Raw genomic sequence first — 14,405 nt, forward strand, 5'->3', positions numbered from 1 at the left:
GACGAGTGCTCTTACGCTGCTTCTACGCCTGAGGGCGGTTACTCGCCGTGGTACGGCAGCGTCGTCCCCGGCAGTTCGTACTCGTCGCGGCGCCCGCACATGCCGTAGCCGCCGGTGCGCGAGGGACGGCTGTCGTACGAGCCCGAGCCCGCGAGGTAGTCGGGGCTGCCGGATGCGAGGGCGTCGAGTTGCGCGCCGGTGCGTTCGGCGGTGGCCAGAGCACCGGCCCGCCACAACTCGCGCCAGGTGGGGACCTTGTCCCGCACGAGCCGGGCCGCGGCCTGCTGGAACTCCAGGTAGGGGCCGTTGTCCCCGGCTTCGAGCGCGGCGCGCAACGGCAGGTAACCCTCGACGGCCAGGTCACGGCGTTTGCGGGCGGCGGCTTCCGCCTCCGGTCCGGTCTTCGCGGGGAGCCGTGCCGCGGCGGCGTACCGCTCGGGGTCGGCGAGCACGTCGGGCGGGAAGGTGAAGACGGCGTCCCCGGCCTCGGGCAGGCCGCTGTTCTGCATCAGGACCGTGATCCGCAGGTCGCCGCCCTGCACCATGCGGTGCACGGTTCCGGGTGTGAACCAGGCGACGGAGCCCGCTTCCAGGGGGACCTCGCGATAGCCCTCGGGGCTGAGGGTCTGGACGGCGCCGCGGCCACCGGTGACGACGTACGCCTCCGTGCAGACCAGGTGCAGATGCGGGCTGCCGCCGCAGACGCCGTCGGTGGCCTCCCACTCGTAGGCGCTCAGGTGGGAGAGGCCGACGGCGCCGGGCAGGGGGTGCGGAAGGCTCACCATGTCAGTCCCTTCAGGTGCGTGGCGACGCGGTCGCGGTCCCAGGCTCCGTCGGCGACCACGACGCGGTAGCGGTAGGCGAAGGACGCACCGGGTGCCAGCGTGAACTCGTCGAAGAACGCCCAGGAGAAGGCGACGGTGGGGATGGGTTCGGAGCGTACGAACCAGTGCGATTCGTTGATCGCGCTGCCGTCGAGGTTCTCGGGAGCGTGCGCGAAGACGAGCGTGGAGTGCGCGTCGACGTCGTCGTGCTCGGCGGTGAAGGCGAGCCAGGGGCCCTGGGTGCCCATGAGACCGGCCGCGTCCTTCTCGTCGTCGGGGCCGAAGGCGGTGCCGCCGGTGAAGTCGCGCGGACCGCGCCACTGCAGGCCCGTGTAGCCGGCCATGTCGCGGCCCGCGGTGGTCGGCGAGCCGAAGCGCAGGGGCTCGTCACGGATATTGGTCAGGCGGATCGACCAGTCGACGGCCCAGGACCCCGCGTCCTCGTCGACGGAATGGACAGTGACGTCGCGCTCCTCCCTGGCCCACTCCTGGCCGCCGTTCTCGATCCAGGTGAGCTCCTCCGTGAGGTGGAGGCGGTCCTCGTCGACGTCGAGTGCGGAGAAGCCGTCGTGGCGCATGGACCCGACGCGCTCCGGCAGGCGCAGATAGCCCTCGCCGTGGACATAGCTGTTGCCGCCCCAGAAGTTCTGCCCCGACAGATGGCTCGCGGTCATCTGGAGGCCCTTGTGCCAGCGGTGGTCGTTCGGGCGGTACCCGGAGACCTGGTGTCCGGCCAGGGTGCGCAGGGGGTGGATGTAGGGCTTGCGGGCCTCGAAGGCGTCCGGGTCCGGTGCGTAGACGTAGCTGAGCAGCTCGACACCGCCTGAGGTGACGGTGATCCGCTCGCCGTGGGTGTGGGTGACCTGGATCGTCATCGCGTGGGGCTCCAGTCGGGGTGGTTGCCGTGCATGGCGGGGTAGTAGGGGTCACCGGACGCGATCTCGCCCGCGAGCACCGGCCGTCCGGTGAACGCCGACTTGTAGAGCGCGGCGGCGAGTTCGAGGGTGCGCCGGGCGTCGGCGCCGCTGCCCGGCGGCCGTACGCCCCGCTCGTACGCGTCGAGGACCGCACCGAGCTGGGCGGCGTGCGAGCTGGGCACGTCGGCGGCGGGGGTACGCCAGGCATCGGCGCGTCCGCCGTCCACGTGCGGGGCCGGGGTGTAGACCCAGTCGTCGTTGGAGTGGCCGTAGAGGTGGGTGAGTTCGAGTGTCGCGTCGGCGCAGTCGACGCGGATGCGGCTGACCTCGTCCGGGGACAGGACGCTGTTGACGACGGTGGCGAGCGCGCCGTTCTCGAACCGCACCAGGGCGGTCGACACGTCCTCGCTCTCGGTGTCGTGCACAAGTCGGGCCGCCATGGCACGCACCTCGGCCCAGTCGCCGAGCAGGTGAAGCAGCAGGTCGAACTGGTGGATGCCGTGGCCCATGGTGGGGCCGCCGCCCTCGCTGTCCCAACGGCCGCGCCATGGCACCGCGTAGTAGGCGCTGTCGCGGTGCCAGGTGGTCTGGCAGTGCGCGACCCGGGGCGTGCCGAGTTCGCCGCTCGCGATCAGCTCGCGGGCGTGGACGGCGCCCGAGCCGTAGCGGTGCTGGAAGACCACCGAGGCGTACGCCCCCGATGCCTCCTCGGCGGCGGCGATCTCGTCGTACTCGGCGAGCGAGAGACACAGCGGCTTCTCGCACAGCACCCACGCGCCCGCCTTCAGGGCGGCCACGGTCTGTGCGCGGTGCAGGGACGGCGGCGTGCCGATCAGGACCAGGTCGGGGCGGGCCTCGTCGAGCATCGCGTCGAAGTCCGTGTAGCCCGCGACGTCCATGTCCAGCGCCGCGGCCTCCGCGCGGAACGCGGCGAGCCGTGCCGGGTCGACGTCCACGGCGGCTCTGAGGTCGATCCGGTCGGAGTGGGCCCGCAGGGCGGGCAGATGGCTGCCGGTGACGATGCCGCCGGTGCCGACGACGGCGGCCCGTGGACGCGTGGGGGTGGAGGACATACGGTCTCCTCGAACGAGCTTAGAAAGCGCTTGCACCGGGACCGACCCTAGGCACCGCGTGAATGTCAGGACAAGACCTCGGAGCCGAAATCTGAAACGACTCAATATGTGGACGCGCCTGTCCGGCGCGGCAGCTCGCGGCCGTCGTCGCGCGTTCACCGCCTCCTCACGACGCCCCCACCGGACACCCCACACCTCAGCCCCTCGAAGGGAGTCACGCATGACCATCGACGCCACGCGCCGTCGCCGCCGCTGTGCCGTGGTGGGACTCGGCGCCCGCGCCCAGCTCTTCACCGAGGCGCTCGCCGGTCCCTACGCGGACCGCATCGAGCTGGCCGGATTCTGCGATGTCAACGCGCACCGCATGGCCGTCCACAACACCTGGATCGCGACCGCCCACCCCGGCCGCCCGCCCGTACCCACGTACTCCGCGGACGACTTCGAGGAGATGCTCCGGCGTGAGCGTGTCGACCTGGTCGTGGTCTGCACCGTCGACCGCCTCCACGACCACTACATCGTGCGGGCCCTCGAAGCGGGCTGCGACGTGGTCACCGAGAAGCCGATGACCACGACCGCCGAGAGCGCCCGACGCGTCCTCGACGCCCAGATCCGCACGGGCCGCCAGGTCCGGGTCGCCTTCAACTACCGCTACAACCCGGTGCATTCAGCCGTACGCGAGCTCCTGGCGGACGGCGCGATCGGTGAGGTCGGCTCGGTGCACTTCGAGTGGCTGCTCGACCTGCGGCACGGCGCGGACTACTTCCGCCGCTGGCACCGCGACAAGGAAAACTCCGGCGGCCTGATGGTGCACAAGGCCACCCATCACTTCGACCTGGTCAACTGGTGGCTGGGCGCGCGGCCCGAGACCGTCTACGCGCAGGGTGGGCTCTTCTTCTACGGCGACGAGGCGGGCAAGCGGCGCGGCCTGGCCCGCGACTACACCCGGGCCCACAACTCCCCCGCCGCCCAGAGCGATCCGTTCGCCCTCCGTCTGGCCGACTCGTCCGTGCTCAGCGCCCTGTACCTGGACGCGGAGGGCGAGGACCGCTACCACCGCGACCAGAACGTGTTCGGACCCGGGGTGAGCATCGAGGACGACATGGCGGTCCTGGTGCGTTACTCCTCCGGCGCGACGCTCACGTACCACCTGACCGCGTACGCGCCCTGGGAGGGCTACCGGATCGCGTTCAACGGCAGCGAGGGACGCGTCGAGCTCCTCGTGGAGGAATCCACCTGGACACGCCCCGACGTACGCACCGGGGGCGGGGGTCCGGTGCTGCACGGAGCGGCGGTCGGGGACGAGGCAGGACGCACGCAACTCCTGCTGCGCCGCTTCTGGGAGGAGCCCCGGGAGGTGCAGGTGCCCACGGGTGAGGGCGGGCACGGTGGCGGCGACGTGCGCATGCTGGCCGATCTCTTCGGCGAGCGGCTGCCCGGTGACGCGGACCCCCTGGGCCGCGCCGCGGACGCCGGTGACGGAGCCCGCTCGCTGGCCACGGGCCTGGCCGCGAACCAGTCCTTCGCGACGGGACTTCCGGTCGACGCCCGGAAACTCATGGAGAGCTGAGACGACGTACGGGCCGGTCCGCGAGGACCGGCCCGTACGTCACCGTCAGAGAGCTCAGACCAGGTCGAACCGGTCGAGGTCCATGACCTTGCTCCACGCCGCGACGAAGTCCTTCACGAACTTCTCCTTGGCGTCATCGCTCGCGTAGACCTCGGCGAGCGCGCGCAGCTCGGAGTTCGAGCCGAAGACGAGGTCGGCGCGGGTGCCGGTCCACTTGACCGCGCCGCTCGCGTCACGGCCCTCGAACGCGTCCTGCGCCTCGGACGTCGACTTCCAGGTCGTGCCCATGTCGAGCAGGTTGACGAAGAAGTCGTTCGACAGGGTGCCCGGCTTGTCCGTGAGCACGCCGTGCTTCGAACCGGCGTGGTTGGCGCCGAGGACGCGCAGACCGCCGACGAGGACCGTCAGCTCGGGCGCGCTCAGGGTCAGCAGGTTCGCCTTGTCGAGCAGCAGGAACTCGGCCGGCAGGCGGTTGCCCTTGCCGACGAAGTTGCGGAAGCCGTCGTGGGTCGGCTCCAGCGCGGCGAACGACTCGACGTCCGTCTGCTCCTGCGCGGCGTCGACTCGGCCCGGCGTGAACGGCACCTCGACCTGGACGCCCGCATCCTTGGCCGCCTTCTCGACCGCCGCGGAGCCACCGAGAACGACCAGGTCGGCCAGCGAGACCTTCTTGGCACCGGAGTTGAAGGACGACTGGATGCCCTCGAGGGTACGCAGCACCTGCGCGAGGCTGTCCGGGTTGTTCACCTCCCAGCTGCGCTGCGGCTCCAGGCGGATACGGCCGCCGTTGGCGCCACCGCGCTTGTCGCTGCCGCGGAAGGAGGAGGCCGCCGCCCAGGCCGCGGAGACCAGCTGCGCGGTGGTGAGGTCCGAGGCGAGGATCTTCTCCTTGAGCGACGCGATGTCCGAGGCGTCGACCGGCTCGCCCTCGGCCGCCGGCAGCGGGTCCTGCCACAGCAGCACCTCGTCGGGCACCTCGGGGCCGAGGTAGCGCACGATCGGGCCCATGTCACGGTGCGTCAGCTTGTACCAGGCGCGGGCGAACGCGTCCGCGAACTGGTCCGGGTTCTCGTAGAAGCGCCGCGAGATCTGCTCGTAGACCGGGTCGAAGCGCAGCGACAGGTCGGTGGTGAGCATCTGCGGGCGGTGCTTCTTCGACGCGTCGAAGGCGTCGGGGATGATCGACTCGGCGTTCGTCGCCACCCACTGGTGGGCACCCGCCGGGCTCTGGGTGAGCTCGTAGTCGTACTCGAAGAGGTGCTTGAAGAAGTCGTGGCCCCACTTCGTGGGCGTGGTGGTCCAGATGACCTCGAGGCCGCTGGTGGTCGCGTCCTTGCCCACGCCGGTGCCGTGGGTGTTCTTCCAGCCGAAGCCCTGCTGCTCCATGAGCGCGGCCTCGGGGTCGTCGCCGACGGCCTCGCTCGGTCCCGCGCCGTGGGTCTTGCCGAAGGTGTGGCCGCCCGCGATGAGCGCGACGGTCTCCTCGTCGTTCATCGCCATGCGGCGGAACGTCTCACGGATGTCGCGGGCCGCGGCGACCGGGTCCGGGTTGCCGTTGGGGCCCTCGGGGTTGACGTAGATGAGACCCATCTGGACCGCGCCGAGCGGGTTCTCCAGCTCGCGGTCGCCGGTGTAGCGCTCGTCGTCGAGCCAGGTGGTCTCGGGACCCCAGTACACGTCCTCGTCGGGCTCCCAGACGTCGGCGCGGCCACCGGCGAAGCCGAAGGTCTTCAGGCCCATCGTCTCCAGGGCCACGTTGCCGGTGAGGACCATGAGGTCGGCCCAGGAGAGGTTCTGGCCGTACTTCTTCTTCACCGGCCAGAGGAGCCGGCGGGCCTTGTCGAGGCTGACGTTGTCCGGCCAGCTGTTGAGCGGGGCGAAGCGCTGCTGTCCGGCGCCCGCGCCGCCGCGGCCGTCGCTGATGCGGTAGGTGCCCGCGCTGTGCCAGGCCATGCGGATCATCAGCGGGCCGTAGTTGCCGAAGTCGGCGGGCCACCAGTCCTGCGAGGTGGTGAGGACCTCGGCGATGTCGCGTTTCACGGCCGGCAGGTCGAGGCTCTTGAACGCCTCGGCGTAGTCGAACTCCTCACCCAACGGGTTGGCCACCGCGGGGTTCTTGGCGAGGATCTTCAGGTTGAGCCGCTCCGGCCACCACTGGCGGTTTCCACCGCCCTGGGTCGGGTGCGGCGCGCGACCGTGCGCGACCGGGCAACCGCCGGTCTCTTCCGGCTTCGGGTCGGTGACGATCGCGTCATGGTTCTCAGTCATGGGAATCCTTCCGGACGGGGCGGATCACGGTGCTCTGGAACTGCGAACGGCGGAACAGTCTGGGGCGCCCAGAGGTGGTGCGGGCCCCGGCGGCCGGGAGGGCTCGCCGGATTGGATTTCCGCGAGCGGGGTACCGGATGCCGGGCCGAGCGGACCCGTCTCCTGAAGTCACGTGCTGTTCCCTGCTGTTGCCCTGTCCCTTGGCCGTCGGCCGGAACCGATCCTACGATGGACCAAGTCCAAGTCAATACGACAGACGGGTCCGTACGTATTCAGTTGTCAGACGAAGCACAGATAGGCTGGTAAGCATGAGCGATCTTCTGGGACGGCTTCGCGGACGTGGCTGGCGGATGACCGCGCAGCGCCGGGTGGTCGCCGAGGTACTGGACGGTGAACATGTCCACCTGACCGCGGACGAGGTCCTCGCGCGCGCCACCGACCGGCTGCCGGAGATCTCCCGTGCCACGGTCTACAACACCCTTGGCGAACTGGTCACCCTCGGCGAGGTCATCGAGGTCTCCACGGGCCGCGCGAAGCGGTACGACCCCAACGCCCACCGGCCCCACCAGCACTTGGTGTGCTCGGGCTGCGGCGCCATCCGTGACGTGCACCCCGGCGGCGACCCGCTGGCCGCCCTGCCGGACTCCGAGCGGTACGGCTTCACCGTGTCCGCGGCCGAGGTGACGTACCGGGGAATGTGCCCGGACTGCGCCCGCGGGTAATCGGGGCCCGTGCCAGGTCCGTCCGGACTCTCCCGTCACAGGAGGCAGTTCCATGACCGAACCCCACTCCCCCATCCCCCGGTTCCACCTGGCCATGCCGGTCGACGACCTCGCCGCGGCGCGTCTCTTCTACGGCGAGGTGCTCGGCCTGGAGGAGGGCCGCAGCGCCGACACCTGGGTGGACTGGAATCTGCACGGCCACCAGTTCGTCACCCACCTCGCGCCGAAGCGCGCCCAGCGCGTACACAACCCGGTCGACGGCCATGACGTCCCGGTACCGCACTTCGGACTGATCCTGCCGGTGCCCGAGTTCGAGAAGCTGGCCGAGCGACTGCGCACGGCAGGCATCGAGTTCGTCATCGAACCGTACCTACGCTTCGAGGGCGAGAAGGGCGAGCAACGGACGATGTTCCTGCTCGACCCGGCCGGAAACGCCCTGGAGTTCAAGGCGTTCGCCGACGACGCCCAGGTGTTCGCCGTCTGATCCGACCGGTCCCCCCGCGGTTCGTACGCCGACGGCCCGACTAGCCCTGCAGCAGATCGCCCAGCACGGACATCAGGAATCCGGTCAGGGGCCCCAGTGCCATGGCCGCGCCCAGCGCGCCGAGGAAGAGGCCCGCGCTCATGTGGGCGAGCGCCCGTCCGCCGCGGACCCTGCTGGGATCGTCCGGATCGTAGGTGACGTCCACGGCCGGATCGCGGTGCCGCATCAGCACGGTGACCGACGAGTCATGCGTCACCGTGACGCCCTTGGCCGTGGTGAACCGCAGGACGGGGTTCATGGCCTGCTGCTTGGACGACGTGCGGTACGTGAGGATCTCACCGGGGACCGTCACACCTCGGCGCCGCAGGATCCACGGGTCGCGGAGGTAGAACTTCCAGGCCAGCGCCAGCAGTCCGGCGCCACCGGGCGACAGGAACGCGGCGACCGTCAGCCACGCCACTTGCCCCGGTGTCTCCACGACCGTGAACAGCAGGACGAGCAGCAGCAGATAGCCGCACACGCCCATGCTCACCCGGGCCGCGCGTGAATTCAGGGAGAGGGGTGTCCGGGGCGTGGGCCCGGTCGTCACCAGTGCCGCACCGTCCGGCACCGGCGTGACGCCCTCCATGGCCCGCCGCAGCCCCTCGGTGAACGCGTCCACCGCGTTTCTGTTGCCGCTGCTCACCTGGAAACCGTCCCCCGAGGTGTCGCCGCTGATCCGCAGCCGCACCGAGGTCAGGCCATCACTCTCCACCGCGCCGACGGCGCGCAGCGGTATCCGCCACGTCGCGCGTCCCCGCACCACACGCACCTCTCCGCTCTCCAGTCGCATGGCGCCCCCGCGCCCCTTCAGCACAACCCTCATATCCCGCCCCATGGGCGGATGGTAAGGCCTGATCGCCTCCGCCACCCGCCCGAACCCCTACGTGGAGGAGGTCAGAGAGCCATCTCGTACTCCCCGGCCAGCGCCTCGACGCGCTCCCACACCCGTGCCGAACGCGCGTCGTCGACGACCGGGCGGCGTACGGCGCCAAGGGCCCAGTTCTGCTGCGCCTCGGTGGCGGAGTCCTTGCCGTGCAGCTCGACGGCGTGCGCGGAGAAGTCACGTACGAGGACGGCGAAGAGCTCGTCGAGCACGTCCTGGTCGAGGCCTGTCAGGCGCGCCTGCTCCAGGATCAGCTGGCCGTGCACGACGAGGGCGAACAGCTGGCCGACGGCCAGGAGAAGATCCAGGTCGCGGCTCTGCTCCTCGTCCGGCGCCGCGGTGGTGACGAACTCGCAGAGGGCGTCGGCCTGTTCGCGCAGGCGGGCGACGTTGGGCAGCTCGGCGTAGGCGTCGTAGGCGGTGCGCCAGTCGTGGAAGCGGATGGCGCCCAGGCCGCGGGCCGGTCCCTGCCGGAAGAGGAAGTCGTCGTCGGCCGCGTCCAGGCGGGTGGGCACGGGCTCGTACTCGGCGGGGTTCAGCAGGTGGTTGCCCATGAACTTGAGGATCAGGGCCAGGTTGACGTGGACCGTGCCCTCCAGCTTGGGCAGGCCGCGGATCTCGACGGCCGCCTGCGCGAAGTAGTTGTCCTTCTCGAAGCCCTTGGCCGCGATGACGTCCCACATCAGGTCGATGACCTTCTCGCCCTCCGTGGTCACCTTCATCTTCGTCATGGGGTTGAAGAGGAGGTAGCGGCGGTCGTCGGGGCCCGCGGAGCGGAAGTAGTCGACGGCGCGGTCGCTGAAGAGCTTCATCCCGACGAGGCGGACGTACGCGTCGGTCAGCTCGCGGCGCACGTGCGGGAAGGCGGTGACGGGGCGGCCGTAGAGGATGCGGCCGGTGGCGTGGGTGACGGCCTCGTACATCGCGTGCTCGCAGATGCCGATCGAGGCGGTGCAGAGGTTGAACTTGCCGACGTTGACGGTGTTGAGGGCGGCGTCGAAGGCCGCGCGGCCGGTGTGCAGGATGTCGGCGGGCGCGACCGGGTAGTTCTCCAGCCGGAACTCACTCACGTACTTCGACGAATCGACGACGTTCTTGACCAGGTGGTACGCCTCGTGGCGGCTGTCGGCGGCGAAGAAGACGTAGCCTTCGGGGCCCTCGATGTCGGTGCGGCGGCCGAAGACGGAAACGAGCCCGGCCGCGTTGCCGTTGCCGATGTAGTACTTGGAGCCGCTGGCCCTGAAGCCGCCCTCGCCGTCCGGCTCAAGGAGCATGTCGGTGGAGTAGATGTCGGCGCCGTGGGTCTTCTCGGACAGGCCGAAGGCGAACACCTCGCCCCGCTCGAGGAGTTCGGCCGCACGGGTACGGGCGGCCTCGTTCTCGCTCTGCCAGACCGGGCCGAGGCCGAGGATCGTGACCTGCCACGCGTACCAGTAGTCGAGCCCGTAGAAGCCGAAGATCTCGTTCAGGGCGGCGATCCGGGCGGTGTCCCAGCGCGCGTCCGGCTTGTCACCGGCGGCGGAGGCCGGGGTGAGGAAGGTCGCGAAGAGCCCCTCCTTGGCGGAGAACTCCAGGAAGTCCGCCAGCCAGGCGCGGTCGCGGTAGTCCTGGATCAGTCGGCGCTTGCCACGGGCCTCGAACCAGTCGACGGTGGCGCGCAGCAGCCTGCGGGTCTCGGGGTCGAACTGCTTCGGGTCGTAGGTGCGCGGGTTGAACAGCAGCGGGTCGGCCATGGGTGTTCGCCTTTCCGGCTCGGGAGGTTTCGGCGGATGTCGAAAGAAAGGAGGGGTGGTGAGGTGGAGCTTCGGGCCGGGTCAGCCTTGCGGGCCGAGCCGGTGGAGGGTGGCGAGCACGTCGTCGAGCCAGGCCAGCGTCATGCGTTCGTAGGCGATGCCTCCGCGCAGTACGACGTGCTGGAGCTCCTGCCCGGCGTCGGGCGTGGCGGGCGCGTCGGGTCCGGTGAAGTCACGCAGCTCCCCCGCGAGGTAGCGCGCGAGCCGGTCGGTGTGCGCCTGGCGGTGCCGCTCGACCTCGCGGATCAGCGCGGCCGGGTCGTCGAAGGCCGCGCCGCGGATCTTCACGGCCAGCTCGTGTCGCACGCTCTCGGGTTCGATCGGCTCGTGCAGCCACCGGGAGAGCGTGGTCCGCCCGAGGGCGGCGACGGAGTACTCCTTCTTGTCCGGGCGCGCTTGCTGCGCGACTTCCCGGACGTCGATGAGGCCGTCGCTCTCCATGCGCTTGAGCACGCGGTAGATCTGCTGGTGGGTGGCGGTCCAGAAATAGCCGATGGACCGCTCGAACCGCCGGGCCAGCTCGTAGCCGGAGCCCGGCTTCTCAAGGAGCGAGACGAGGATCGCGTGCTCTAGCGCCATGCCCCGATCCTGCTATGCAACTCGTTGCATAAACAAGTGGCGCCGCCCTGGTGAGACACGGCTCACCCGGGTGCCGGCACTTCCGCCCGGCGGCGGCCGACGATCAGTCCGGCACCGACGCCAGGATCGACTCCAGGAACGCGGCCGCCGCCGGTGAGGTCCGCGTCCGGCTCCACACAAGCCGCTCCTCACGGACCGGCCCGCCCTCGACCGGCACCACCGCAAGGCGGGGCAGCCCCGGCACCAGGCGGGAGGGCAGCAGCGCGATGCCGAGGCCGCCGCGCACCAGGTCGGCGAAGAACTCCAGGCCCTTGGCCTCGAACGCCACCTCGCGCCGCAGCCCCGCGGCCTGGAACGCCTCGTCGGTCTGTGCCCGCGCCGCGATGCCCGCGGGGAAGTCCACGAACACCTCGCCCGCCAGCCGTTCGAGCGGCAGCGGTTCACCGGATGCAGCGGCGGCCAGCGGGTGGCCTGGGGCGACCACCGCCACGTGGCGGTCGACCACGAGCGTCCGGCTCTCCAGACCGGGCTCGTCCGTACGGAACGACGGCGGCACCCCCAGGAACGCCAGATCCAGGGCCCCTTCCCGCACCCCGCGCACCAGAACCTCGCTCATGCCGTCGACCAGCCGCATCGTGACTTGTGGATACGTGGCGTGGTAGGCCCGCATCAGGCTCGGCACGCCAACCGCCGTCACCGTCGAGATCGCGCCGATGGCCAGGCGCCCCCGGATCTCACCGGTCGCCGCCGCCACTTCGGCCCGTGCCCGCTCCGACGCTTCCAGCGCCTGCCGCGCGGCGGGCAGGAACGCCTCGCCCGCCGACGTGAGCGCCACTCGTCGGCTCGTCCGCTCGAACAGCCGCGCCCCGAGCTCCTTCTCCAGCTTCCCGATCTGATGACTGAGCGCGGACTGCACCACCAGGCACCGCTCGGCGGCCCGGGTGAACCCGCCCGTCTCGGCGACCGCGACGACATAGCGCAACTGCTGCAACTCCATGCGATCCATCGTGCTGCGCGATCGTTCGCATGACAAGGATGTGTTGGACTCATCAATGGGACCGGCCGCAGGCTGACTGCCATGACACAGACGGGACTTGGCCACCACCGCGCGAGGCGTCCGGACGAGCGCGATGCCCCGGGCCGCGGCCTGCTGCTCCTCATGGCCGTCGCCACCGGCCTGTCCGCGGCGGGGAACTACATCGCCCAGCCGCTGCTCGACCTCATCTCCCACGACCTCCACCTCGGCAGCGTCCTCGCGGGGCTCGTCGTCACCGCCTCCCAAGGCGGGTACGCACTCGGTCTCCTGCTGCTCGTCCCGCTCGGTGACGTCATCGACCGGCGCCGCCTCGCGGTGACCCTGTTCCTGGCCACCGCCCTCTTCCTCGGCGTCTCGGCGCTGGCTCCCAGCGGCCCGGTCCTCCTCGCGGGCACCATTCTCGCCGCCCTCACCTCCGTCGGCGCCCAGGTGGTCGTCGCCCACGCCGCCGCTCTCGCCACCGCCGCGACACGGGGCCGTGCCGTCGCCACCGTCATGTCGGGCGTGCTGCTCGGCGGCCTGCTGGCCCGTACCGTCGCGGGAGGTCTGTCCGAACTGGGCGGCTGGCGCACCGTGTACTGGGTGCTCGCCGCCCTCATGACGGGCGCCGCCGTCGTCCTCCACCACCGGCTGCCGTACCTCGCGGTCGCCACCGACCTGCGCTACCCGGCCCTGCTCCGCTCCACGCTCTCCCTGTTGCGCAACGAGAGCGTGCTGCGCCGCCGCGCCCTCCTCGGGGCGCTTTCCTTCGCCTCGTACAGCGTTCAACTCACGGCGCTCACCTTCCTGCTGGCCGGTGAGCCCTTCCACTGGGCGGCCCCCGCGATCGGACTTTTCGGCCTGGTCGGCACCGTGGGCATCCTGTCGATGACGTTCGCGGCGCGCCTGAGCGACAGCGGCCACGCCCAGCAGGTGGCCGGTGTCGCGACGGCCCTGCTGCTCACGGGCTGGCTGATCCTGCTGGCGGGAGAGCGGTCGCTGGTCTGGCTCGCGGTCGGTGTCGTCGCCCTGAACACCGGCCAGCAGGCGGTCCTCAACAGCAGCCAGACCATCCTGTTCGCGCTCAACGCCGAGGCCCGCAACCGCATCAACTCGGCGTTCGCAACAAGCCTCTTCCTCGGCGGCGCCACCGGCTCCGCACTCGCCTCCGTCGTCTGGGCAACCGCGGGCTGGCCGGGCACCTGCGCACTGGGGGCGGCCTTGGCCACCGGGGCTCTCGCCGTCTGGGCGTGGGAACGCATGCGCCGATCCGCGTGACCCCTCCCCGAAGCTTGCGACTGCACCTCTGGAACGCCCACGCCTACGTCGCCGCCTCGCCCACGGTCACGGCGACTGCCTGCCGTTGAACACGGAACATTTCGGAACAGCACCAATAGGCACCTGCACAGACCTCACCACCGCCCTGCCGCACCGCCGGCGTCCTGGTGCTGCGGGAATCCGTTATGGAGGGCGTAATTCCGGCATGGAGTCCTGAATTCCGGCTTCGCCATCGTGCAGCGCTCTCAAATACTTCGGCCCTGCGGCCGGGTATTGACCACCAGGTTATGAGGGACTCGCCCGGCCGCTGACGCATGGGCGCTGGCCTGGGAGAATTCGCTGAGATGAGTACTGCCAGAAGTCGATCTCTTCACGGAAATCGCATCGATAGTTGACACCCCCTTTACTTGGACCCCATCGCCACTTACGATGGCCCGATAGCAGGGATAACGCAGGCGGGATACGAAGATCGAACCGAAGATCAAGAATTCGGCATCTTCTGATCAAGGCCACCAGATGGCGAGCGCGACCAGATCGTGCACAACCTGACCTTAGGTGGCGCGCCGGCCCTGCTAGGCGCTTTGGGGGACAAGGGCCAAACACAACACGGGGGTATGACAAACACGGGGGATAGTAGACACGGGGGATAGCGACTTCAGCGCAGGGGTACACCGCGTCAGCGACCGAGAGGCTTTGCCTTCCCGGGCCGTTGTGGTGCATTGACCTACCCTTTGAAGGTCTGTCGATCACAAAGGGGTATTCGACTGAGTCGCCTGTCGAGGCATCTTTCTCATTGGACGCGCAGTACCCGATGCGGTACTGGCCGACGTCACCGATGACTTACTGACTTGTTGCGCCATATTCCTTAGCATCCGCAGCGCACGTCTCATCACGGTCGGCCAAGATTGCGGGCTGCCATTGAGTCGTCGTGGCCGTTGCGTGTGCTTACCCATGAGGTAA

The 14,405-nt window shown here is 70.0% G+C and carries 12 protein-coding genes; 4 read left to right on the top strand and 8 right to left on the bottom strand.

Annotated features, from left to right (window positions below):
* Positions 1-38: 38 nt before the first annotated feature.
* Genes ACZ5U5_RS01880 through ACZ5U5_RS01890 form a run of 3 tightly spaced genes read right to left on the bottom strand, consistent with a single transcriptional unit; the run spans position 39 to position 2,814 of the window.
* Positions 39-785, bottom strand: a complete 747-nt coding sequence (locus tag ACZ5U5_RS01880; protein ID WP_469015025.1) for a cupin domain-containing protein — start codon at positions 783-785, stop codon at positions 39-41.
* Positions 779-1,699: a DUF6807 domain-containing protein gene (locus tag ACZ5U5_RS01885; RefSeq protein WP_469015026.1), complete on the bottom strand. Its 921-nt coding sequence runs from the start codon at positions 1,697-1,699 to the stop codon at positions 779-781. Before ACZ5U5_RS01885 ends, ACZ5U5_RS01880 begins: the two co-directional genes overlap by 7 nt.
* On the bottom strand, positions 1,696-2,814 hold the full coding sequence (locus ACZ5U5_RS01890; RefSeq protein ID WP_469015029.1) for a Gfo/Idh/MocA family protein: 1,119 nt from the start codon (positions 2,812-2,814) through the stop codon (positions 1,696-1,698). The genes ACZ5U5_RS01885 and ACZ5U5_RS01890 overlap by 4 nt, the downstream gene beginning before the upstream one ends.
* Positions 2,815-3,034: 220 nt before the next feature.
* Between ACZ5U5_RS01890 and ACZ5U5_RS01895 the strand changes: the two genes are divergently transcribed.
* On the top strand, positions 3,035-4,381 hold the full coding sequence (locus tag ACZ5U5_RS01895; RefSeq protein ID WP_469015031.1) for a Gfo/Idh/MocA family protein: 1,347 nt from the start codon (positions 3,035-3,037) through the stop codon (positions 4,379-4,381).
* Positions 4,382-4,435: 54 nt separating this feature from the next.
* Here ACZ5U5_RS01895 and katG read toward each other — a convergent pair whose 3' ends face one another.
* A complete protein-coding gene (gene katG, locus ACZ5U5_RS01900; protein WP_469015033.1) occupies positions 4,436-6,649 on the bottom strand; it encodes a catalase/peroxidase HPI in 2,214 nt (737 codons plus the stop codon).
* A 308-nt stretch (positions 6,650-6,957) separates the two neighbouring features.
* On the opposite strand from katG, the gene ACZ5U5_RS01905 reads away from it, so the two are divergent.
* Both ACZ5U5_RS01905 and ACZ5U5_RS01910 read left to right on the top strand, forming a co-directional pair.
* Positions 6,958-7,371 carry a Fur family transcriptional regulator gene (locus ACZ5U5_RS01905; protein WP_469015035.1) on the top strand — a complete coding sequence of 138 codons (414 nt, stop codon included), beginning with the start codon at positions 6,958-6,960 and terminating at the stop codon, positions 7,369-7,371.
* Positions 7,372-7,423: 52 nt separating this feature from the next.
* On the top strand, positions 7,424-7,855 hold the full coding sequence (locus ACZ5U5_RS01910; RefSeq protein ID WP_469015038.1) for a VOC family protein: 432 nt from the start codon (positions 7,424-7,426) through the stop codon (positions 7,853-7,855).
* 40 nt (positions 7,856-7,895) lie between these two features.
* On the opposite strand, the gene ACZ5U5_RS01915 is transcribed toward ACZ5U5_RS01910, so the two are convergent.
* The 4 genes from ACZ5U5_RS01915 to ACZ5U5_RS01930 all read right to left on the bottom strand — a co-directional run bounded on the left by ACZ5U5_RS01915 (position 7,896) and on the right by ACZ5U5_RS01930 (position 12,149).
* Entirely contained in the window at positions 7,896-8,687 is a 792-nt protein-coding gene (locus ACZ5U5_RS01915; protein ID WP_469015040.1) for a DUF3592 domain-containing protein, read from the bottom strand.
* 104 nt (positions 8,688-8,791) lie between these two features.
* Entirely contained in the window at positions 8,792-10,513 is a 1,722-nt protein-coding gene (locus ACZ5U5_RS01920) for an acyl-CoA dehydrogenase family protein (RefSeq protein WP_469015042.1), read from the bottom strand.
* Between the two features lie 81 nt (positions 10,514-10,594).
* Positions 10,595-11,152 (bottom strand): PadR family transcriptional regulator, encoded by a 558-nt coding sequence (locus ACZ5U5_RS01925; RefSeq protein ID WP_469015044.1) that lies wholly within the window; start codon positions 11,150-11,152, stop codon positions 10,595-10,597.
* A 103-nt stretch (positions 11,153-11,255) separates the two neighbouring features.
* Entirely contained in the window at positions 11,256-12,149 is an 894-nt protein-coding gene (locus ACZ5U5_RS01930) for a LysR family transcriptional regulator (RefSeq protein ID WP_469015046.1), read from the bottom strand.
* Positions 12,150-12,230: 81 nt separating this feature from the next.
* On the opposite strand from ACZ5U5_RS01930, the gene ACZ5U5_RS01935 reads away from it, so the two are divergent.
* On the top strand, positions 12,231-13,445 hold the full coding sequence (locus tag ACZ5U5_RS01935; RefSeq protein ID WP_469015047.1) for an MFS transporter: 1,215 nt from the start codon (positions 12,231-12,233) through the stop codon (positions 13,443-13,445).
* The last annotated feature ends 960 nt before the right edge of the window (positions 13,446-14,405 follow it).

Source organism: Streptomyces sp. NPDC033177 (genome assembly GCF_055577715.1).